This is a genomic window from Acinetobacter lwoffii, assembly GCF_049367455.1.
Classification (GTDB): domain Bacteria; phylum Pseudomonadota; class Gammaproteobacteria; order Pseudomonadales; family Moraxellaceae; genus Acinetobacter; species Acinetobacter lwoffii_W.
This window is the reverse complement of record NZ_JBMPXW010000001.1, coordinates 2033564-2056314: the sequence shown is the minus strand read 5'-3', so window position 1 is coordinate 2056314 and position 22751 is coordinate 2033564. Positions and strand designations below refer to the sequence as shown.

The following is a 22751-nucleotide window of genomic DNA, read 5'->3' as shown; positions in this document are numbered from 1 at the left end:
CAAAGTAATGTAGCAAATTTTCCCTGTGCAACATAGTCAATTAAGTGACTGATTTTTGCGCTTCTGGATAGATGGATATCCCACTTATCCAATTTACTCATAAAGAAAGCAAAAAACACTATTTTTAATCATAAAAAATTTGGTTCATATTAAATCGTATCTCGACATTAAAAGACCGATTGAGGCTAAAAAGATGAGTTTACGTTTAGGCGATACAGCACCGAATTTTGAACAGCAATCTAGCGAAGGCCTGATTAATTTTTATGACTTTCTGGGTGATAGCTGGGGCATTTTATTTTCACACCCTGCCGACTATACACCGGTATGTACGACTGAACTTGGCTATACCGCAAAACTGAAAGATGAGTTTGCAAAACGTGGTGTTAAAGCGATTGCCTTGTCAGTTGATGATGTGGAGTCGCATCATGGCTGGATTAAAGACATCAATGAAACTCAGAACACTACGGTGAATTTCCCGATCATTGCCGATCAGGATCGCAAAGTTTCTGAGCTGTATGACTTTATTCATCCGAATGCCAGCGAAACGCTAACAGTTCGTTCTTTAGTGATCATTGATCCCAACAAAAAAGTCCGTTTGATTATTACTTATCCTGCATCGACGGGTCGTAATTTCCATGAAATCTTGCGTGTGGTGGATTCACTGCAACTCACCGATAGCCATAAAGTGGCAACGCCTGCAAACTGGCAACATGGCGATGATGTGGTGATTGTTCCTTCACTGAAAGACGAGGAAGAAATCAAGCAACGTTTTCCAAAAGGTTATACCGCGGTTAAACCTTACCTGCGCTTAACGCCCCATCCTGAGCAAGGATAAGCAGAGCACTGCTCTGCCCTGAGGAATATATTCCGCAAGAAGGTGAGAAGCTATGCTTCGAGCAACAAATTAAAAGGACTCCTTTTTAATTTTGCGCAAGACAAGTGAAGCGCGTAGTAAAGAATAAGAGAAACTCTATTTTCCAGATTTTATGTTTTATCGAATACGACATTGACGTGCCACGGATTCGATTTGTTGATACAGCCTGTCTTCGCATAGGCTTTTTTATATTCAAAATCCCGTATTCACTTTAAACTTGAAATAACAAAAACAACCTCTATGCTCTGTATGAAAATCTGCATATTTCCAATCCTGATGAGCTGCCTCCTGACAGGTTGTATGACTACGCCTGCCCTGCCTGAACATAAACGTCCTCAGCATTGGGGACAGCCCATTCATCAGAATCATAATTTTCATCAAATCAGCGATTTTGTCTATCGTAGTGAACAGCCTTCAACTGAACTCATTCCTTTATTAAAACAGCATCAAATCGATGTGGTTATTAATTTACGTTCACGGGATAAAGACAGCTTTCTTTTGAGCAATGAAAAACTTCAGTTGCATCATGTACCCATCCATACCTGGGCAATTGATCGGGAAGATTTATTGAAAATTATGCTACTGATTCAGCAAGCACAACAAAATCATCAAAAGGTGCTCCTGCATTGTTATCACGGCTCAGACCGAACCGGTGCCAGTGTCGCCATGTACCGGATTATTTTTGAACATTGGCCGATTGAGCAGGCGTTACAGGAAATGAAACATGGCGGTTATGGCTTTCATGCCATTTGGCGCAATATTGACAATCTATTTACCCCTGAAATTGTAAAATGGATTCGCGAGCAACTCACGAATCCATCTACAGAAACTTTGGTTAATACAAAGAATTAACGCTTATCTAGCGGCACCCAATCATTCACCCAAGCTGATTTCATATTCAGGCTGGCATCAGACGCAATTTTCTTACGGAGTGCATCTGCAGTCTCACGGTCTTTGGACGGCCCCACCATGATGCGTACACCTTTAGAAGTTGAGCTTTTGGTCACTTTATAACCTTTAGCACGCAGTTTGGCTGCTACAGCATCTGCATTGGCTTCATTCGCTGCCAGTGCCACCTGCACCATCCATTGCTTGTCCTCTTCACCTTCCAGTAACTTACGCGCCTGTTCAGCTTCTGCTTTCTTCTTGGCTTCTTCGGCTGCAGCCTTTTTCTTGGCTTCTTCAGCTTTACGCTTTTCGTCAGCTTTACGTTCAGCTTCTTTCTTTTCAGCAGCCTTACGCTCTTCCTCGGTTTTACGTTTTGCTTCAGTCGCCTTACGTTCTGCTTCGGCTTTTTGCTGTTGCTCTAACTTGCGTTTTTCTTCAGCGGCTTTGCTTTCAGCAGCTTTACGCTCTGCTTCTTTCTTGGCTGCATCAGTAGAACTATTAGCTTTTTGTTGGTCCAGCTGCTGCTGGGCTAACTTTTTTTCTTGTACCGCTTTTTCTTCAGCCAAACGTTTCTGCTTGGCTTGTTCGTCTTCAACCAGTTCTGGCGGAATATTATCCGAACTTTGCTGTCCCAGGCGGTGTGCATTCAGGGCAGCATATTCTTCAGCCGCTTTACGGGCAGCATCTGCTTCAGCCTGCTGTTGCATCGCTAAAAATTCAGCTGCACGCGCCTCCTGTTCTGCAACCGCTTTTTCCCGGTCACGACGTTGCTGTTCAAGTAAACGCTTTTCTGTTTCTACATCGACCGTCAAAGAACCGAGCGAATGATTGCCTGCCTCTTTATTTTCAACTTCCGCAGCCTGTGCCGGATTTTGCTGACGGTCCTGATTGATTTCATCTTGGCCTTTCAGGAGTAATGCTGCCAATAAAACACCACCACCGAGTAAAACAACACCGCCCATCCAGCGCTGTTTGTTATTCATTGACATTCTTCCAAATACTCCCATACCGCTTCTAAGGTATGAAATGATCCACATACCAAAATCAGCTGATTATTATCTGTTTGATCCAGTGCTGATTTAAAAGCTAATTTTACATTGTCAAATTGTTCTACCGCCTCACCGCTTAAAGCATCAGCCAAAACTGTGACCTCTGCCGCACGTGGGACGAATAATGGTGCAATTTTCCACAATTGAACCGTGTCTTTCAATAACTTGACGACAGAATTTATATCTTTATCTGCCAGCATTGAAAATACACAAATGACTTCATTATATTTTTGATTGTAATTTAAATAATCTCGTAATTGTTTCAGCAGAAATTCCACCCCATGCGGGTTATGTCCTGCATCAAAAATCACGGTTTTATTCTGGATTTGACGGATTTCAAACCGTCCCGGCAATTTTGCCGTTTGAATGCCTTGTGCAATTGCCTGCTGGCTGACGTTTAATTCGCTCAGCAGAATGGCAGCCACGGCGGTAGAAATATTATCTAATGCCAGTGAACCTGTAGGGAGTTTTAAGGTCGTACCTGATGAAGCAAAAGCCCAGCTTTGGCCATCTTCAAAGGCTTCATAAAAATAATCCCGGTTGATTGCATACAAGGGTGCTTTACATTCTTGGGCTTTATTTAGAATGGCTTGCGGGATCTGTTGCTGTCCACCAAATACCACGGGAATATCCGGGCGAATAATTCCGGCCTTTTCAAAAGCAATTTTCTCAATGGTGTCACCAAGCCAGTCGGTATGATCCAGACCAATATTGGTAATTACCGCCACATCTGGATTGACCACATTGACCACATCCAGACGGCCGCCTAAACCCACTTCCAGTACCCAGACATCACAGCCTTGATCTTTAAAAATCACAAAAGCAGCCAGTGTGGTGGCTTCAAAGAAAGACAGGCTCAAACCGCATTCGCGACGAGCCTGATCGACCTGAACAAAAGCATCAATCAGCAACTGATCTTCTACTTCAATGCCGCGCAATTTAACACGCTCATTGAAACGGTACACGTGGGGGGATTGATATAGCCCGACCTTGAAGCCTTGCGCATTCAGGATCGCGGCCAGCGTGGTGGTGGTCGAACCCTTACCATTGGTTCCTGCCACCGTCAGCACTTTGGCCTCTGGAGATGTCACGCCCAGCTTTTCAGCCACAGGAATAACCCGTTCCAGACCTAAATCAATACCCGTAACGTGAACATGGCTCCAATAATCGAGCCATGTATTTAAAGAATCTGTTGCTAAGGGTGCTGTGTTCAATGCAAATTCATCAACTTCGTAACGATACGATAAACTGTATCACGTAATGCATGACGGTGAACAATCTGATCGATTACCCCATGATCAAGCAAATATTCCGCGCGCTGGAACGGTTCTTCCAGTTTTTCACGTACAGTCTGTTCGATCACACGTTTACCGGCAAAGCCAATCATCGCTTTCGGTTCAGCAATATGTACATCACCCAGCATTGCCAATGATGCGGTCACACCGCCGTACACTGGATGAGTCAGTACCACGACATAAGGCAGACCTGCTTCTTTTAAACGCTGGATCGCAGCCGAAGTGCGCGCCATTTGCATCAGGGACAACATGCCTTCCTGCATACGTGCACCACCCGAAGCAGCAAAACAGATCAGGGGCTGCCGGGTTTCAATCGCACGTTCTGCCGCCTGAACAAAGCGGTCACCGACCACTGTACCCATAGAACCGCCCATGAAGTCGAATTCAAACGCACAGGCAATCATCGGTACGCCTTTCAGCAAACCTTGAATTACCACCAATGCTTCGGTTTCACCAGTTTTCTTTTGTGCTTCCGCCATACGGTCTGGATAGGCTTTGCTATCGACAAATTTCAGCGGATCTTTGGCTATAAATTCCTGACCCAATTCTGTTTGCACCTGGTCAAAGAACCAGTTCAGACGTTCACGGGCTTTCATACGCAAATGTTCATCACATTGCGGACAGACATAAGCATTAAATGACATGGCAGTACGGGTCACCAATGCATGACATTCAGGGCACTCAATCGTAGGCTCGGTAAATGTCGCTTTATATGCCGTTTGCTCATCGGGTACCTGAATGCCCGGAACAGTACGCTCCGTCCATGGGGTCGATGGGCTCAGAATTTTGCCTGATTTCACTTGTTGACTCATACTAACTCATCGAGCGCTGCTCGAAGCTCCTTGACTTTATTCACCGTCGCAATAACGGCTTGTTCTGGTGCGAGCGTTGCAAACTGCTTTACAAACGCACTACCCACAATAACTGCATCGGCAGCAACACCCATCGCTTTCGCAGATGCAGCATCACTGATACCGAAACCTACGCCTACAGGAACATCAGTCACAGCTTTAATCTTGTGAATGCGTGCAGCGGCTTCAGAGACATCTAAAGTTGCTGCACCGGTCACGCCTTTCAGTGACACATAGTAAATAAAGCCGCTGGCCTGTTTTGCTACATGTTGAATACGTGCATCGGTTGAAGTTGGTGCCAGCAGGAAAATCTGATCCATGTCATATTTTGCCAGTACTTCACCCAGACTTTTTGCTTCTTCTGGTGGCAAGTCCACCAGCAGTACGCCGTCTACTCCACATTCATAGGCATAAGCCACAAACTTTTCATAGCCAATTACTTCAACCGGATTCAGATAACCCATCAGCACCACTGGTGTTTCGCGATCTTTCAAGCGAAATTCTTTCACCATGTGCAGGGCATCCAGGGTATTGGTTCCACCTGCCAGAGCACGTTCAGCAGCTAGTGCAATCACCGGCCCATCTGCCATCGGGTCCGAGAAAGGAAGTCCCAGCTCAATCACGTCGACACCCGCTTCCACCATCTCATGCAGCAAAGGCACTGTGACTTCTGGATGCGGATCACCCGCCATGACATAAGAAACTAAAGCTTTACGCTGTTGAGATTTAAGTTGTCCAAATCGTGTGGCTAAACGTGACATAGGGTGGTATTTTCCTTAACGTGTTTCAAACTTGAGGCATTGACTATGTAGAAATACAAGACATCGCATTGTAACGCTATTTTTTGTCCAATGAACAGTCTGCGATACCGACCTCGAGTACTTCATTTCCTGTGCGAAGATTTCAAAACAATTCGGAAGGGTCTATTTACGATTATTTTGATTTTTTTCTCAATGATCAAAGATGCCTAATTTTGCTATTACCTAAAATCCTGAATATTTAGATAAACTTATTTTTATCATATAAAAATTAATAAAAATGCAGATGTTAGCGCATTCATTTAAAGTTTTCTGAAATAGCAAAACCTGCTTTATACTAGTCCTATTCTCTTACTTTTTTATCTCCTATGCAGACTGATTCTGAGGCTACAGTGCAGGCACGCGCCATTGCACTGCTGCCGCTTATTGTATTTTTAACCATATTTTTGGGTAGCGGGATCTATCATTCCCTGATCGGAACCGAGTTCGCGTTCTATCAGGTGAAAGCGCCTGTGGCTGCCCTGCCTGCGATTATCTTGGCTGCATTAGTGTATCGCGGCAAACTCAACCAGGGCATTGAGGAATTCCTCAGAGGTGCCAGTCATCCAAACTTAATTCTGATGTTTATGGTGTTTATGCTGGCCGGCGCCTTTGCCAGCGTCAGTAGCGCCATTGGCAGCGTCGACGCCACCGTGCAGATGGGCCTGTCGGTGATTCCACCCACATTTATTCTGCCGATGTTATTTGTGATCTCGGCCTTTATTGCCACGGCGATGGGTACCTCCATGGGCACCATTGCGGCTTGTGCGCCAATCGCTTTTGGTTTCACCCAGGTTACCGATATTGATGTGATTTATGCGATTGGTGCAGTGGTCGGTGGTGCCATGTTTGGTGATAACCTGTCCATGATCTCAGACACCACCATTGCGGCGACCACCAGCCAACGCGTACAACTGCGTGACAAGTTCAGGGTCAACGTCTGGATTGCGGTTCCAGCCTCAATCGTCACTATTTTGATTTACGTGTTGAGTACCAGTAGTAGCAATGCAGTGGAATACAAGGATTTTAACTGGCTTCTGGTTTTACCTTATATCGCCGTATTTATTTTAGCCTTTAGCCGTTTACACGTTCTCGCTGTGCTGACCATTGGGGTGTTACTTTCCGGCTTGTTTGGCCTGTTTGCCACAGCTGAATTTGATCTGCTCAAACTGAATACTTCAATTTATGATGGCTTTGTCGGCATGTTTGAAGTGGCGTTATTGTCGATGTTCCTGGGTGGCCTCTCGGCGATCATGCAACGAGAAGGCGGTTTACGCTGGCTGATCGAGCGCATTTATAGCTTGACCCGTCTATTTAAAGTTGGGAAGCAACGTGCCGGCGAAATCGGGATTAGTTTTCTGGTGGTGTTTTCGAATATCTTTGTGGCCAATAATACCGTGGCGATTATTCTGTCTGGTGATATGGCGCGTGAAGTCGCCAAAGAATACGGGGTGGATCCCAAGCGTTCTGCGGCACTGATGGATATTTTCTCTTGCGTGGTACAGGGTTTAATTCCTTATGGCGCACAGTTACTACTGGCCTGTTCCATTGCAAAAATCTCGCCGGTTGAACTGATTGGTGGTGTGTACTATTGCTGGATTCTGGCCATTTTTGCGATTGCTGCGATCGCGTTTAGATTCCCTCAGGTGAAAGCAAGCACTTAATCCATCATCCTGCGAAAATAAAAAAGCGACCGATACCGGTCGCTTTTTTCAGCTTCGTGCTTTGTGTAACTGCCTTTTTCGCTCTAACAAGGTCTGTCCGGTGGCTGCCTTATAGGCCCGTGCCAAAGCCGACTGATCAGAATAATCCAGCTGCTCGGCAATCTCGGTCAGACCTAATCCCTGCTGCAACAACAGCTCGCAACGTTTAATCCGCTGCTGTTCCAGCAGTTTTTTAAATGAAGTGCCCTGTGTACTGAATAAGCGCTGCAAACTACGTGTCGACATCAACAACTGCCGGGCAAGCTGTTCAACTTTAATGGCCTGATGCTGGGTCCGCAGCTGTTCGGCAATCATTTGCTGCGCCTGTTCCAAATGATTTTCAAGGGGCGGCTTGGCTGCAATCGCCTGTTCTGCCTGATGAGCCAGTAGCTGCAACAGGATTGGATCAGCCTGCTCAGACCCATGTGCCAGTCCTTGCAAATCCAGCTCTATGCCATAATAGTCCTGAGAAAATCTCACCTCACTGGCAAAAAACTTTTGATAATGCATTTGCCCCCTGTCGGGCGCATGGGCAAAACGTACACAGTGCAGTAACAGTTGATGATCCTGCAAAATGACATGCCCCAACTGCACCATCGCGGCCATGGTCAGCTCATTTAACAGATTATATTTTTCATCCAGATAGGCCCAAAATAATTCAAGACTGTGTTCACGCTGCTTCAATTGCAAAGGTACAAACTCACTGCCATCAATCACCAGTCGTTGAAAGCGAATGATATGCCGGATCATTTCCGCAACGCTGCTGCTTCGCGAAGCCATATAACCGAGCACGCCAAAATGTTCTGGACGAATAACCTGCACGATCTCGAAAATTAGTTGTGGACAGTTTAAATGTTGCCGGGTTCTTAACAGAAGCTGATTTAATAATTCCAGCGGCACTTGCGTGGCAAAAGGCTGATCAATCAGGGGGACAAGCGCTTCATGTACATCTTGCAGAAAGTCAGCTTCCAAAGGCTCAATTTGCAGACTGCGCAGATAAGTCGCCCAAAGCTGAATATAACCATTGGATATTTTAATTTCTTGCATGCGCGCTTCCCGCTGCCTGCTTTAGTCTAAGCAGTTTTATTTTCATTTGGCATAAAATGTATAAAAATTGGCAAGCACTGTCAAAACAATTACGGCATTCCCCGACATACTGTCAGCATCGTCACAAAAAAGAATTCATAAGATGAATGCAGTATTAAAATCTTCAATAAAGCCCGTGGTCCGGACCCAGCTTGATTTTAAACTGGATGAAATCCCGCGCTACTGGTTTGGCGGTGACCCCTTTCTGACCCGCATGTTCGATGCCTTGAGCCTGACCTTTCCAGATGGCGAGCGTTATTTTATTCAGAGTGTGCGCCTGTTCCGAGATCAGATCACAGACCCGGAGCTGCAAAAACGTGTGGCAGATTTTATTCGTCAGGAAGCACAGCACGGCATTGCCCATGAGAAAATGAACCAGCTGATGCGTGAACAAGGCATGCCTGTCGATGATTTTATTGAGCGTCTGAATAATATGTTCGCTCATGACCTCAAACATCGTTCAGCACAGTTCAATATTGCCACGACGGCAGCGGCAGAACACTTGACTGCGCTGATGGCTGAAACTTTTTACGGTCAAAAATCCACCTTAAAAGACGGGCATCCTTATGTACGTGCCATGTTTGCCTGGCATGCGATTGAAGAAATGGAACATCGTGATGTGGCTTTTGACGTGATGAAAGATATTGCAAAAACACCTGAATGGATGCGCAAAATGACCCTGCTCAGCACGACATTTTTGATGTTTAGTTATACTGCCTATCGCGCCAATGTCATGCTGAAACATGATGGGTTCAGTGTCTTAGAGCGTTTGCAAATGAACCTGAAAGGACTGCCCTGGTTGTTTGGCCGTAACGGTACCTTGACCCGTATGGGCCCACAATATCGGGACTGGTTTAAAAAAGATTTTCATCCCAGTCAACATCCTGTGATTGCGCAATACGATGTCTGGGTAAAAACCTTAGCCGAAACCAATGATCCAATTCAAGCAGGTGAAGCCTTCTGGCAGGCCGCCAAAGATTAAGCTCAAATCAAAAGAGCCTTCAAAAATTGAAGGCTTTTAAATTAGGTCTTATGTCCTGCACTTTTACCATTTGGCATAATGCTGCTCAAGCAAGGCATATTCATTCAGTAAAATAATTTCCTGATCATCCTGCTGGATTGTTCCGGAAACCTTGGCCTGCCACTGACTAAACTGGCTCCCCACCAGACGTAAATTCAGATTTTCATAACGGCGCCAGCCTGTACTCACTATCAGATTCAGTTTTTCATCCAGCGACTGAATCGTCCATTGGTTTTCCGATTCCTGTTGGAACAGTACATCGGCCAATGGATAAATCTTTCCATTGATCCACAGACAGTTTTCATTGCCAAAGCTTTCATTTACGCCAGAGGCCAGATTAATCCCAATCCGGTTCTGGTTCACATCCCAGAAATTACAGGACAGCCAGAACCAGGCGGTTTCCGGGCGTAAAAAGCCGCAGGTATCATCTAATGAGGCAAAGCTGCGTTCATTAAACTGGATGGTTTGCCCCTGCTTGTTAATGAAAAAACCTTCACAGCCCAAAGTGGTCAGTTTCTGGGTATAGGTCCAGCCGTTGATGCCAGTCGGACTGCACATACTCAGCGGGTCTGTGCCAGCACAGAAAATCCGGGCACTGAGTTTAATTTCACCATATTTGCTGACGTTGATATAACGCACGCCGTTGGCATGCTGGATATCGATCTGAAAAGGTGACTTGTGAAAATAACTATGATTAAACAGTGGCTGCTCGTCCAGCACCGTGTTACGGGACAGGAAATTAATCGCATTCCATTCCAACACTTCATTGGTCATATGGTTATAGACATAGACAAAACCATGCCCTGCCCATGCGATATCGGCAATCGCCAGTCCAATCGTATAATGCTCGTGCTGAATACTACAGAATTTGAATTTTTTATATTTTAGATGCTTACGCCAGCCTGACAGCACATGACCATAAGGATTCTTGTATTGATATGCCTGATAGTCAATACTTTTTGGAAGCTCCTTGAAACGTCCATAACGCGGTTGTCCATTTGCCTGAATTAAATCCATTTAAGACATTCCATCTCAGTCAAAACTGTTTTTCCTTGGCAGTATTATGCCAATTATTAAATTTTGATAAAGAGATTTTTTAAACCGCTTATCGAATCATTAAGCCAGCAGCAAGTTTAATTCAATCGCAAATTGCTTTAAATGGTGAGATAGGTATTTTCCCAACGATTGCCGCTGAAACTACCTTCTAGTAGTTGTACATAACGGCCATAAACCTGATCGATGGCAATACAGTCATCTACATCCAGCACACGGTCGGTATGCTGTTTTTGCCAGTGCCGGGCGAAGTAAACTTTACCACGCTGTTTAGCCACCATAGCATTCTGCGCAACCACCAGCACATAACGATGCAACTCGCCAAACTCACGTGGATCATAACCACCCAGATTAATCAGCCAAAGTTTTTCATCGGATTGCTGTGGCTGTGCATCAGTAAATTGCAGCGTATAGGACTTGCCCTCGAACTCTAGCCCGTTGATTTGCGCCCAGGCATCAATATGCAGACCTTTCTGTTCCGCAAACCAGGCATTTTTTAATTGCGGATAGGTGTCTTCCAGACTCTCTCCTATTGCCAAAACTACATCATGAACTTCTGTATTGGCACGGGCATGACGACCACCGAGCATCACAATAAACAAGCTGGGCATTACATTTCCTTGTTAGCGTCAATCTTTAAGATCAGTTAATTGATGCTTGCCAGTATAGCGCAAAGTCATTCCATGATGATGCAGCCATCTGTCAAGGGCAAATTTGCATAGTCAGCCTGACTGAATTTGCGCAAAACAGCATCAAATCACTCGCTCTCAATATCCATATCGAGGATCAGCTTAAGCCTGTCTCAGGACCAAAAACTCATTTTCAGTGAATACAATTGGCTAACAGAGCATTTCCGATCATTTTCATCAGGATTTACAGCGATAGAGGATTATTTTTTTGTACAAAATACAAACACGGCTAAACCGCACAAATCTGTACAAATTTTCGCCCAAATTTCAATCTAAAGGCATATTTCGTTGACTGAAATGCGCTGAAAGACGATACTCTCAATGTTTTTATTTAAGCAAATCGGTTCAAAGAGACTGGGCCAAAAGTTCGGTCCTCAGAAACTCAATCCAACGCAAGGGGCTATATATGGCTGGTGGAAAGTCAACTATCATTTACACACTGACCGACGAGGCGCCATTACTGGCGACTTATTCTCTGCTGCCGATCATTGAGACCTTTACTAAGCCAGCTGGCGTTGAGATCGTCAAAAGTGACATCTCTGTAGCTGTGCGCGTGCTCTCCGAATTTACAGATTACCTAAGCGAAGAGCAAAAGGTGCCTGACACTCTAGCTGAGCTAGGTCGTCTTACACAAGATCCAGACACGAACATTATCAAACTCCCAAATATCAGTGCTTCTGTTGGCCAGCTAACAGCGTGTATCAAGGAACTTCAGTCTAAAGGCTATGCAATCCCTGACTATCCTGAAAACCCGACCACTGAAGAAGAAAAAGCAATCAAGGCACGTTATAGCAAATGTCTTGGTTCAGCAGTAAATCCTGTTCTACGTGAAGGTAACTCAGACCGTCGTGCGCCTGCTGCCGTTAAAAACTACGTGAAAAAACACCCGCACTCGATGAGCGAGTGGAAACAGTGGTCTCAAACTCACGTTTCACACATGGACGAAGGTGACTTCTACCACGGCGAAAAGTCAATGACTTTAGACCGCGCACGTGATGTGAAAATGGAATTGATCACCAAGTCTGGTGAAACCATTGTTCTTAAGCCAAAAGTTGCGCTTCAAGACGGCGAAATCATCGACTCAATGTTCATGAGCAAGAAAGCACTTTGCGACTTCTACGAGAAAGAACTTGAAGACTGTCGTGAAGCAGGCATTCTGTTCTCTTTACACGTTAAAGCAACCATGATGAAGGTGTCTCACCCAATCGTCTTTGGTCACTGTGTAAGAATCTACTACAAAGAAGCATTCGAAAAACATGGCAAGCTTTTTGATGAGCTTGGCATTAATGTCAATAACGGTATGGCAGGTCTTTACGAGAAAATCGAGGCGCTTCCGACTTCTCAACGTGAAGAAATCATCCGTGACCTGCACGCTTGTCAAGAACACCGTCCAGCACTGGCGATGGTTGATTCAGCAAAAGGCATCACTAACTTCCACTCTCCTAACGACGTCATTGTAGATGCTTCTATGCCTGCCATGATCCGTGGTGGCGGTAAAATGTGGGGCGCTGATGGCAAACCTTACGACTGTAAAGCAGTTATGCCTGAATCTACATTCGCGCGTATTTACCAGGAAATGATCAATTTCTGTAAGTGGAATGGTAATTTTGATCCAAAAACCATGGGTACTGTACCGAACGTTGGTTTGATGGCACAAAAAGCTGAAGAATACGGTTCACATGACAAGACTTTCGAGATCTCTGAAGCCGGTGTTGCAAACATCGTTGATCTTGAAACTGGTGAAGTGTTGATGTCACAAAACGTGGAAGAAGGCGATATCTGGCGTATGTGTCAGGTGAAAGACGCACCGATCCGCGACTGGGTAAAACTTGCAGTTACTCGTGCACGCAACTCTGGCATGCCGGCAATCTTCTGGCTTGACCCGTACCGTCCACACGAAAACGAACTGATCAAGAAAGTTGAAAAATACCTGAAAGATCATGACACCACTGGTCTTGACATCCAGATCATGTCACAAGTACGTGCAATGCGTTATACGCTTGAACGTGTTGCTCGCGGTCTAGATACTATTTCTGTAACAGGTAACATCCTGCGTGACTACCTGACTGACTTGTTCCCGATCATGGAATTGGGTACATCTGCGAAAATGTTGTCAATCGTGCCATTAATGGCAGGTGGCGGCATGTACGAAACAGGCGCAGGCGGTTCTGCTCCTAAGCACGTACAGCAGTTAGTTGAAGAAAACCACTTACGTTGGGATTCACTGGGTGAATTCATGGCGTTGGCGGTGTCTTTAGAAGAAATGGGTATTAAAGAAGGCAATGACGACATCAAGTTACTTGCTAAAACTTTAGACCAAGCGACTGGCAAATTGCTGGATAACGACAAGTCTCCTTCTCGTCGTACTGGCGAATTGGACAACCGTGGTAGCCATTTCTACCTGGCGAAATTCTGGGCTGAAGCTTTGGCTGCTCAAGACGAAAATGCTGAATTGAAAGCGAAATTTGCACCACTTGCAAAAACTTTAGCTGAAAATGAAGAGAAAATCGTTGCTGAGCTTACAGAAGTTCAAGGCAAATCAGTAGACATCGGCGGTTACTACGCAGTTGATCAAGAGAAAGTAAATGCAGTGATGCGTCCAAGTGCAACGTTGAATGCTGCTCTTGCTTCTATGTAATGAGTTAAAAAATCGATTTAACCTTAGGTTAAATTGATTAAAAAACCGGCACTGACGTGCCGGTTTTTTTTATGTCCAATTCATGCAGCGCAATCACTGAAGCAATCCATTTTTTAAGCAGTTCTATGCAGTGTTATTTTCACAAGCTATCTTTTAAATCAAGAAGATAATTTTGAAGAGCAGATAAAAAGAAACAGGTTATTATTTTTCAGACAATAAAAAACCCCAAGACTGAATGTGCTTGGGGTTTTTTAGAATTTTGGTCCCGAGGGTCGGACTCGAACCGACACGTCATCTCTGACAGCGGATTTTGAGTCCGCCGCGTCTACCAATTTCACCACCTCGGGAGTGGATGAAAGGTATAATACGCGATTTCTCAGCACTGTCAACGCAGAATATTTTCATTTGTTTATTTTTAAAACAAATCGCATTTTTTCGTTTTAAAATCGAGCAATTCCCGCCATAAAAAAGAAAAAAGTTTATACTAGCCGCAGTTTTTTTAGCGTAAATCATCATGCAACTTTCTGATTTTAATTTTGATCTCCCCGATGAGCTGATTGCTCGCTACCCACTGGAAACACGCAGTGCCTCTCGCCTGTTGCACCTCGATGCCCAAGGTCAATATCATGACCATCAATTTACCGATATTCTGGATTTACTTGAAGACGGCGACTTGTTGGTATTAAACGACACCAAAGTCATGAAGGCCCGTTTAAAAGGTAAACGTGCTTCAGGCGGTGCGGTAGAAGTGCTGGTTGAGCGTATGCAAGATCGCTTTATTGCCTATTGTCATATTAAGGCCAGCAACACTCCGAAAGCCGGTGCAGAACTTTTTATTGGCCCGGATGCAGTGAAAGTGACCGTACAAGGCCGTCATGAAAATCTGTTTATTGTAGAATTTTCACAACCAATTCTCGATGTGCTGGATCAATACGGCGCCTTGCCGATTCCGCCTTATTTCAACCGTGAAGCAGAAGAGATTGATACTGAACGTTATCAAACTGTGTTTAATGACCCGACCAAACTGGCCAGCGTTGCAGCACCTACTGCCAGCCTGCATTTTGATGCCGATCTGCTGGCAAAATTGGAAGCCAAAGGGATTCAAAAAACTTTTGTGACCCTACATGTTGGTGCAGGTACTTTCCTGCCAGTGCGTACCGATGATATTCAAAATCACATCATGCACAGCGAATGGTGCGACGTCCCTGAAACTGCGGTCGAGATGATTCGTCAGACTAAAGCCCGCGGTAATAAAGTCATTTCTGTAGGCACGACTGCCACCCGTGCAGTCGAAAGTGCAGCACAAGCACATAACGGTGAACTGGCAGCCTGGACAGGTGATACCCAGATTTTCATCTATCCGGGTTATCAGTTTAAAGTGGTCGATCGTTTGATCACTAACTTCCATTTACCAGAATCGACCCTGTTAATGCTTGTGTCTGCCTTGTCCAATCGTGACAATATTCTCAATGCTTATAAGCATGCAGTAGACAGCCAGTATCGCTTCTTCAGTTATGGCGATGCCATGCTGATTGATCAGGCGAAATAAGCGAGAACCATTGCCTATGCCGATCGAGTCTGTACAACAGTCCATTCATATTCGCCGCAAGAAAAATGCAGTGGTGTTTCAAAATATCGCTCGGCTTTGGGATCTGGGTCAACAGGCCAAAACGCATCAGCAATTGCTGGATGGGCTGCATCCCTGGAATGGCCCGATTACGCTCAAGTTTGAAAATAACCTGCCGCTTGCGCTTGCCGGAATTGGGCTTTTTCTGATTGGCAGCATTTTTATTGCGCCGGGAAATATCTGGATTCAGAGCAGTGTTTTTCTCGGCTGTCTCTGTATCTTCTGGGCCTATATTTGCTATGAACAGCAGCAACCCTTAGAGGAAGTCATTGCTTTTCTGGAAGAACAGGCACTGGCCAAGAAATATCAGCTTGCTTTTCAACAACAGCCGCAGCATATTTCCATGCCACTCAATCCCCTGTACTTTATCCGGCATTTAAAACAATTATTTCCAGTATTCAATCAAGGTTCGTTGAGTAATGAGATTCAGCGTTATGCCAGCACGGTCTGGGAAGATGAAAATGGCCAGCAACATCAGGTGCTACTGTTCCAATACCACTATATTGATGAAGTACAGGCCCGAAATAAGGAAGGTCAGCCAGTCAAACTGATGCAGGTCCATAAAGACCTGTGGGGCGTATTTGTGTTTGATATCCAGATTCAGGGACTGGCCGTTACGACTTCCAGAAAGAAATTTTATTATCCTTATAGCTATCCCTGGCACAGCAGCGATATTCGCACCAACCAGAGATTAAGCTTTTATGGCAGTGATCCGCTGCAAACTGCCAAATTACTCAGTCCGGGTTTTGTGCTGCGACTGGCCGATTTTTTTGAACAGCGTCAGGGTGATTTACTGTTTCATCCAGAAAATAAGATGCTGTGCTATCTAGGGCCCCATGATTTATTTCAGGTATCGAGCAAGCAGCAGAATATTAGCGATATTTCCACATTGCGCGGCCACCTGAGAACGTTTAAATTAAAACAGCTCGAAAACTTACAACATGATCTGCTGCAGTTTTTAAAATAAATTTTTCGCATCATTTTTAAAATATAGATATAGCTTGGGGAGATCTCGGATGGGATTTTTGATTTTATGTTTGATCATTGTGGCGCTGATTGTCACGATTATCATGATCCGCAACAGTATTGTCCGTCATCACAACGCCACGATTCGCGCCTGGTCGGATGTCGCCAGTTATGAACGGCAAAAACTGAAAATTCTGGATGGGCTGCAACCACTGGTTGAACAATACTCGAGTTTCGAAAAAGGTACGCTAGAAAAAGTCACCGAACTGCGTCAGAACATCATGAACCTGAATATCAAGGATGCCGATATTGGGCAGTTACAACGCATTGAAAGCCTGAATAAACAGTTGATGCACAGCCTGAATGTGGTGATTGAAAATTACCCGGAACTGAAAGCCAATGACATCTATCTGAAAATGATGGCTGAAATTGAAGAACAGAATGAAAATGTCGGTGCGGCGATTACCATTTATAATCGCAATGTCGAGCTGTTTAACAACCAGATCCAGATTTTTCCGCACAACATCATTAATAATATGTTACTCAGAAAAAAAGTGGTACGTCCATTCCGTGATCAAAGCGTGACACAGAATTTTGATTACCGTCCGAACTTTCACTGAGTGAACAGCAAGATCTGATAAAATTTTGCATCCTTGGCGCATTAACTTATTATAAAAATAGCCAAGGATGCGGCTGTACCTATCTAAAACTTATAATATAAAGAATAAAAATTATGCTGGATTATTTAGAGCACTTGCAACAGACGCTGGTCGAGGAATTTTATCGGTTATACGACCATTATCAGGATGATCAAATCTATGCCTGTAGTCTGGTCTTTGACGAATTTTTACTGCTGGATGATCTGGCCATCTCGACTGAACGCAGTATTTTTAAAGATCCGGAAAATCCACAGCAATATCTGGCGGAACAGGATCGCTGGAATGTCCGGAAGTGGCGTTATCGGGCCCACGCTTTGCCCCACTCTGGACTCATTCCCTTTAAAACCTTGCTGGCCGATTATTTTAAAACCCAGCACAGCTTTGGCCATCCGGTATTGGCACAGCAAAAACAGCTGCACGCGACGCATCTGGATTTATTGCTGGAGAGTTTTAAACAGACCAAACATCGTCTTTCTGAGGCTTATGGTCTGGATCTGGATGGCATCCTTTTTTTCATGAGCCTGCCCACCCAAGTCGAATTTGAATGCCAATCTGCACAGACACTTAATCCTGAGCATATTCATTTACAGGAATTTCTGGCATCCAGACAAACTACTCATTTACCTGCCATACAGAAACGCTTGAAACTCTCGCAAAACGACAAAGATATCTTGATTGATCTAGAGCAGATGCTGGTGATGGAGCCTTATGACTATTTGCAAGTGGCACAAGATGCCTATTTGCTGACCTTGGAATCCTACTTTGTCGATAGCAATATTTATATCCAGAAACTGATCCAGCATATCGCTGCAATGGCCTCTGAGCCGGATGGCAGCTGCGCCCTTAGCCGGGAAGATATCCAGCAGCGCTTGCAGCAGTTTTCTGCCCATCCGCCAATATCTCCGGATGTTCTCTAGCTTCAGCGATAAATAAAATTACAGAGCGAATGCTCTACAATGCTGGCGTTTAGTGTAAGAATCAAGGAAAATAGCGCCCTTTAGCTATAACAATCAGCGAACTGTTTTTTCGCCTTGATGTGGAACTCCTATGAAGTTTGAAAAATTAGGTCAGTCGGGCCGTGCCCGTCGTGGTCGTTTAACGCTTGAACATGGTGTGGTGGAAACCCCGATGTTCATGCCTGTGGGTACGTATGGTACGGTCAAGGGCCTGTTGCCACGCGACATTAAAGAGATCAAATCTCAAGTCATTCTGGGCAATACTTTCCATTTGTATCTACGTCCAGGACTGGATGTAATTCGTGAACATGGCGGCCTGCACGGATTTATGAAATGGAATAGTCCCATTTTGACCGATTCAGGCGGCTTCCAAGTCTTCAGTCTGGGCGCAATGCGTAAAATCAAAGAAGAAGGTGTGACCTTCCGCTCGCCGATTGATGGTTCAAAAGTATTTTTATCTCCTGAAATTTCAATGGATATTCAGCACACGCTGAACTCTGACATTGTAATGATTTTTGATGAATGTACCCCGTACCCTGCGACGCATGAAGAAGCGCAAAAATCTTTACAACTTTCTCTACGCTGGGCCAAACGCTGTAAAACCCAGCATCATGACGTGCTGAAAAACCGTAATGCGCTGTTCGGCATTATTCAAGGCGGCATGTATGAAGATTTACGTGATGAATCTTTAAAAGGCCTGCTTGAAATCGACTTTGATGGTTATGCGATTGGCGGCCTGTCCGTGGGCGAACCAAAAGAAGAAATGATCAAGGTTCTGGATTATCTTCCAGAGAAAATGCCTGCAGACAAACCGCGTTATTTGATGGGTGTCGGCAAGCCTGAAGATATTGTGGAAGCGGTGCGTCGTGGTGTCGATATGTTTGACTGCGTAATGCCAACCCGAAATGCACGTAACGGTCACTATTTTGTGACAGACGGCTTGGTGCGAATCCGTAACAGTAAATACCGTCATGACCAAAGCCCACTCGATCCGCATTGCGACTGCTATACCTGCCAGAATTTCACCCGTGCCTATTTATTCCATCTTGAGAAATGTGGGGAAATGCTCGGCTCTATGCTCGGTACGATTCATAATCTGCGCTATTACCTGCGTTTGACTGAAGCGATGCGTGATGCATTAGACAACGGTACATTTGACGAATTTGTTCATGACTTTTATGCCCGCCGTGGCCTGGAAGTGCCACCTTGTCCGCAAGATTAATCCATCAGCATTTGCGCTGAGGAAAAAGACAATGTAAATTGCAAGAATATGTCAATTTATTATCGAGTTGATCACCAGTTTTTTATTTTAGGAAAATGTAATGAGCCTTTTTATTTCGACTGCTCACGCTGCAGGTGAAGCTGCACAACAACCAAGCATGATGGCGAACCTTTTGATGATTGCTGTTTTTATTGCAATCTTCTATTTCTTGATCTGGCGTCCTCAATCTAAACGTGCCAAAGAACACCGTGCTTTGGTCGACAGCCTTGGCGTTGGCAGTGAAGTGGTATTTGCAGGCGGATTAATGGGCAAAATCACCAAGATTGAAGGTGACTTCGCAGTGGTTGAATTGAGCCGTGGTGTAGAAGTCAAAGTTCAACGTGCAAGTGTGATCTCAGTCCTACCTGAAGGCACTTTAAATAACCTTTAATCAAAAATAGTCGTGCCCTCGCACGACTTTTTCATTTTAAGAAGAAAACGAATGCGTTACCCAGCATGGAAATATGTACTGATCCTGGTTGTTCTGGTGATCAGTACTTTATATGCCCTGCCAAGTTTGTATCCAGATGAACCTGCTGTACAGATTTCGGGTGCCAAAGCCGGTACTCAAATTGATGCAAGCATCGTACAAAAAGCAGAGCAAATTTTAAAAACTGAAAATATTGCCACTCATGACAATAGCTTTAGCAACAATGCGGCCCTATTACGTGTAGATTCAAGTGAAGCGCAACTTAAAGCCAAAGAAGCTTTACGTCGTGGTTTAGGTGATGAGTACGTGGTTGCACTTAACCTCGCCCCAACCACCCCAGAATGGCTGCAAAAAATTGGTGCCAAGCCAATGAAGCTTGGTCTGGATTTACGTGGTGGTGTTCACTTCTTGCTTGAAGTGGATATGGACAAGGCCATTGCCCAGCGTATGGAAACCTCTGCGACGGATCTCCGTCGTCAGTTACGTGATAACAACCTGAAATTTAATAGCCTGACTTTAAGCAACAACACCATTGTGATGCAGTTTGCCAACAATGATGATCGTGCTGCAGTGATGGACTTCTTGCGCCGTAACGGCAATGAGTTTACCCAGCAGGCTGTTGCAACCAGTACCGGTTCGACCTTACGTCTGAACTATACCGATGTGCGTAAGCAAGAAATTGAATCTTATGCAGTCAACCAGAACTTGACCACCTTACGTAACCGTATTAACGAGTTAGGTGTGGCTGAAGCACTGGTTCAAACCCAAGGCAGTAACCGTATTGTGGTTGAGCTTCCGGGTGTGCAGGATACAGCTGAAGCGAAACGTGTCCTTGGCCGTACCGCGAACCTCGAGTTCCGTCTGGTATCTGACCTGAATGATCAATACATCGATCCATATACCGGTCAGGCTACAGGTGCATTACCACCGGGCACAGAAGTCTTTGCCTATGAATCACTGGACAGTGGTCGTCAGCTCCTTCTGAACCGTAACCGTATTTTAACTGGTGAACGTGTTCAAAATGCATCCAGTGGTTTTAGCCAGGACACTGGCGGTGCAGAAGTGAACATTACGCTGGACAGCGCAGGCGGCAAGCTGATGTCGGATGCGACCCGTAATGCGGTTGGTAAACGTATGGCAGTGCTGTTCATCGAAAACAAACAGCGCATTAACTATGTGGAAGACCCGGCAACTGGCACTCAAACTGAAGTCCGTACGCCATATACTGAAGCTGTCGTGATTAATGCTGCGACCATTCAGGCGGTATTGGGCTCTCAGTTCCGTATTACCGGTCTGGACTCGCCACAGGAAGCGGCTGAACTTGCATTAATGCTTCGTGCAGGTGCGTTGGCTGCGCCAATGTACTTTGTTGAAGAACGTGTGATTGGTCCAAGTCTGGGTCAAGAGAATATCGACAAAGGGGTGCTTTCAACTCAGATCGGTTTCCTCCTGGTTGCCATCTGGATGGTGGTGTTCTTCCGCGTGTTTGGCCTGATTGCCAACTTTGCCCTGATATTTAACCTGGCAATGATTCTGACAGTCATGTCGTGGATTGGTGCTTCCCTGACCCTGCCGGGTATTGCCGGTATTGTGATTACCATTGGTATGGCGGTCGATGCCAACGTACTGATCTGTGAGCGAATACGGGAAGAAATGAAATGGGGAGCTTCGCCAAAACAGGCGATTGTGGCCGGTTATGACCGGGCCTATAACACCATTTTTGACTCGAACTTGACCACCTTCCTGGTAGCATTCATTCTGTTCGCGATTGGTACAGGTCCGATCAAAGGCTTTGCCGTGACCTTAATGATTGGTATTGTCTGCTCGATGTTTACTGCCATTACAGTAACACGTGCAATCGTACAGATCATTTATGGCAAAAAACGTAACTTGAAAAAGTTGAGCATTTAAGGAGATCAATGATGACTGAAAATACTCAACTGAATCAAAAACAGTACGGTCGCCCGGAAGACGAACGCATTATTCCGTTTATGAAGATTGCGATGCCTGCGGCATTGTTTTCAATCCTCTTAACCGTTGCGAGTATCTTCTTTATTGCCACCAAAGGCCTGAACCTCGGTTTAGACTTTACCGGTGGTGTGGCAGCCGAATTAAACTATACCAATCCGGTCAAACCTGAAGATGTCTCCAAGGCATTGAACCAGGCAGGCTTTAATGATGCTGTGGTTCAGACTTTAGGTTCTGAACGTGACCTGATGGTGCGTATGCCGGTTCAGGAAGATATCGAAGCTGAAGACTTGACCAAGGCTGTTACAGCAGCGGTTCAACTGCCAAATAATGCGGCAGAAGTACCCAAGGTCGATGTCGTCGGTGGACAGGTCGGTAACGAGCTCTATGTCCGTTCTGGTGGTGCTGTGGCATTGGCACTCCTGCTGATGCTGGTCTATGTCACTATCCGCTTTGAGTTCAAGCTGGCCATGGGTGCCGTGTTGTCACTATTCCATGACATTATCGTCACCCTCGGGATTTTTGCGATGATGCAGTGGCCATTTGACCTCACTGTACTTGCGGCACTCCTTGCAATCATCGGTTTCTCACTGAACGATAATATCGTGGTCTCTGACCGTATCCGTGAGAACTTCCGTAAGATTCGTGGTGCAGAACCGGTCGAGATTATCAACATTGCCCTGACTGAAACCTTGCGTCGTACCATTCATACTTCCATGACTTTATTACTGGTGGTGCTTGCCATGATGGTTATGGGCGGTGATGGCCTGAAATGGTTCTCGATCGCGATGTTTGTCGGTGTTTTTGTTGGTACCTATTCTTCAATTTATATCGGTACAGCCTTTGCCTTGTGGCGTGGTCTGAACCGTCAGGACTTTATTGTTCAGGTGAAGCCAGAATTTGAAGACGAGAACCAGATTCCATAATCTGTTCTGTTTCA

The 22751-nt window shown here is 45.1% G+C and carries 20 protein-coding genes and 1 tRNA gene; 13 read left to right on the top strand and 8 right to left on the bottom strand.

What is annotated here, in order from left to right:
* Nucleotides 1-193 precede the first annotated feature (193 nt).
* Together ACO1B7_RS09785 and ACO1B7_RS09780 are read left to right on the top strand one after the other, a co-directional pair.
* A complete protein-coding gene (locus ACO1B7_RS09785; RefSeq protein WP_374952460.1) occupies nucleotides 194-835 on the top strand; it encodes a peroxiredoxin in 642 nt (213 codons plus the stop codon).
* Nucleotides 836-1123: 288 nt separating this feature from the next.
* On the top strand, nucleotides 1124-1726 hold the full coding sequence (locus ACO1B7_RS09780) for a dual specificity protein phosphatase family protein (RefSeq protein ID WP_374952816.1): 603 nt from the start codon (nucleotides 1124-1126) through the stop codon (nucleotides 1724-1726).
* Here ACO1B7_RS09780 and ACO1B7_RS09775 read toward each other — a convergent pair.
* From ACO1B7_RS09775 to trpA, 4 genes are read right to left on the bottom strand one after another with little or no spacing between them, the layout of a single operon-like run.
* Complete coding sequence (locus ACO1B7_RS09775) at nucleotides 1723-2745, bottom strand: SPOR domain-containing protein (RefSeq protein ID WP_374952459.1); 1023 nt, start codon at nucleotides 2743-2745, stop codon at nucleotides 1723-1725. The genes ACO1B7_RS09780 and ACO1B7_RS09775 overlap by 4 nt on opposite strands.
* Nucleotides 2742-4025 (bottom strand): bifunctional tetrahydrofolate synthase/dihydrofolate synthase, encoded by a 1284-nt coding sequence (gene folC / locus ACO1B7_RS09770; RefSeq protein ID WP_005252806.1) that lies wholly within the window; start codon nucleotides 4023-4025, stop codon nucleotides 2742-2744. The genes ACO1B7_RS09775 and folC overlap by 4 nt, the downstream gene beginning before the upstream one ends.
* Nucleotides 4022-4918, bottom strand: a complete 897-nt coding sequence (gene accD / locus ACO1B7_RS09765; protein WP_004733767.1) for an acetyl-CoA carboxylase, carboxyltransferase subunit beta — start codon at nucleotides 4916-4918, stop codon at nucleotides 4022-4024. Before accD ends, folC begins: the two co-directional genes overlap by 4 nt.
* Entirely contained in the window at nucleotides 4915-5718 is an 804-nt protein-coding gene (gene trpA, locus ACO1B7_RS09760; RefSeq protein ID WP_423090120.1) for a tryptophan synthase subunit alpha, read from the bottom strand. The genes accD and trpA overlap by 4 nt, the downstream gene beginning before the upstream one ends.
* 365 nt (nucleotides 5719-6083) lie before the next feature.
* Between trpA and ACO1B7_RS09755 the strand changes: the two genes are divergently transcribed.
* The gene (locus ACO1B7_RS09755) at nucleotides 6084-7418 is read left to right on the top strand and encodes a Na+/H+ antiporter NhaC family protein (protein WP_004645172.1); all 1335 of its coding nucleotides are present in this window, start codon (nucleotides 6084-6086) and stop codon (nucleotides 7416-7418) included.
* A gap of 48 nt (nucleotides 7419-7466) precedes the next feature.
* Here the strand turns inward: ACO1B7_RS09755 and ACO1B7_RS09750 are convergent, their stop codons facing one another.
* Nucleotides 7467-8504: a helix-turn-helix transcriptional regulator gene (locus ACO1B7_RS09750; protein WP_423090119.1), complete on the bottom strand. Its 1038-nt coding sequence runs from the start codon at nucleotides 8502-8504 to the stop codon at nucleotides 7467-7469.
* 142 nt (nucleotides 8505-8646) lie between these two features.
* On the opposite strand from ACO1B7_RS09750, the gene ACO1B7_RS09745 reads away from it, so the two are divergent.
* Complete coding sequence (locus ACO1B7_RS09745) at nucleotides 8647-9525, top strand: metal-dependent hydrolase (RefSeq protein ID WP_005252814.1); 879 nt, start codon at nucleotides 8647-8649, stop codon at nucleotides 9523-9525.
* A 63-nt stretch (nucleotides 9526-9588) separates the two neighbouring features.
* On the opposite strand, the gene ACO1B7_RS09740 is transcribed toward ACO1B7_RS09745, so the two are convergent.
* The gene (locus ACO1B7_RS09740; protein ID WP_423090118.1) at nucleotides 9589-10581 is read right to left on the bottom strand and encodes a DUF2804 domain-containing protein; all 993 of its coding nucleotides are present in this window, start codon (nucleotides 10579-10581) and stop codon (nucleotides 9589-9591) included.
* Between the two features lie 137 nt (nucleotides 10582-10718).
* The gene (locus ACO1B7_RS09735) at nucleotides 10719-11228 is read right to left on the bottom strand and encodes a DUF1543 domain-containing protein (RefSeq protein WP_253138205.1); all 510 of its coding nucleotides are present in this window, start codon (nucleotides 11226-11228) and stop codon (nucleotides 10719-10721) included.
* A gap of 484 nt (nucleotides 11229-11712) precedes the next feature.
* Here ACO1B7_RS09735 and ACO1B7_RS09730 point away from each other — a divergent pair, with 484 nt between their 5' ends.
* Nucleotides 11713-13944: an NADP-dependent isocitrate dehydrogenase gene (locus ACO1B7_RS09730; protein WP_423090117.1), complete on the top strand. Its 2232-nt coding sequence runs from the start codon at nucleotides 11713-11715 to the stop codon at nucleotides 13942-13944.
* A 260-nt stretch (nucleotides 13945-14204) separates the two neighbouring features.
* Here the strand turns inward: ACO1B7_RS09730 and ACO1B7_RS09725 are convergent.
* A tRNA-Leu gene (locus ACO1B7_RS09725) sits at nucleotides 14205-14291 on the bottom strand.
* 167 nt (nucleotides 14292-14458) lie between these two features.
* Between ACO1B7_RS09725 and queA the strand changes: the two genes are divergently transcribed.
* From queA to secF, 8 genes are all read left to right on the top strand, one after another.
* Nucleotides 14459-15493 (top strand): tRNA preQ1(34) S-adenosylmethionine ribosyltransferase-isomerase QueA, encoded by a 1035-nt coding sequence (gene queA, locus ACO1B7_RS09720; protein ID WP_005106092.1) that lies wholly within the window; start codon nucleotides 14459-14461, stop codon nucleotides 15491-15493.
* A gap of 16 nt (nucleotides 15494-15509) precedes the next feature.
* On the top strand, nucleotides 15510-16538 hold the full coding sequence (locus tag ACO1B7_RS09715; protein WP_216986290.1) for a hypothetical protein: 1029 nt from the start codon (nucleotides 15510-15512) through the stop codon (nucleotides 16536-16538).
* A 49-nt stretch (nucleotides 16539-16587) separates the two neighbouring features.
* Nucleotides 16588-17157, top strand: a complete 570-nt coding sequence (locus tag ACO1B7_RS09710; protein ID WP_004645163.1) for a LemA family protein — start codon at nucleotides 16588-16590, stop codon at nucleotides 17155-17157.
* Between the two features lie 113 nt (nucleotides 17158-17270).
* Nucleotides 17271-18113 carry a DUF4303 domain-containing protein gene (locus ACO1B7_RS09705; RefSeq protein ID WP_216986291.1) on the top strand — a complete coding sequence of 281 codons (843 nt, stop codon included), beginning with the start codon at nucleotides 17271-17273 and terminating at the stop codon, nucleotides 18111-18113.
* Nucleotides 18114-18243: 130 nt separating this feature from the next.
* Nucleotides 18244-19374, top strand: coding sequence for a tRNA guanosine(34) transglycosylase Tgt (tgt, locus tag ACO1B7_RS09700; RefSeq protein ID WP_005252828.1), 1131 nt, complete (start codon nucleotides 18244-18246; stop codon nucleotides 19372-19374).
* 100 nt (nucleotides 19375-19474) lie between these two features.
* Entirely contained in the window at nucleotides 19475-19804 is a 330-nt protein-coding gene (yajC, locus tag ACO1B7_RS09695) for a preprotein translocase subunit YajC (RefSeq protein WP_004645158.1), read from the top strand.
* Between the two features lie 51 nt (nucleotides 19805-19855).
* Nucleotides 19856-21754, top strand: coding sequence for a protein translocase subunit SecD (gene secD / locus ACO1B7_RS09690; RefSeq protein ID WP_064095204.1), 1899 nt, complete (start codon nucleotides 19856-19858; stop codon nucleotides 21752-21754).
* A gap of 8 nt (nucleotides 21755-21762) precedes the next feature.
* Nucleotides 21763-22737 (top strand): protein translocase subunit SecF, encoded by a 975-nt coding sequence (gene secF, locus ACO1B7_RS09685; RefSeq protein ID WP_423090116.1) that lies wholly within the window; start codon nucleotides 21763-21765, stop codon nucleotides 22735-22737.
* The last annotated feature ends 14 nt before the right edge of the window (nucleotides 22738-22751 follow it).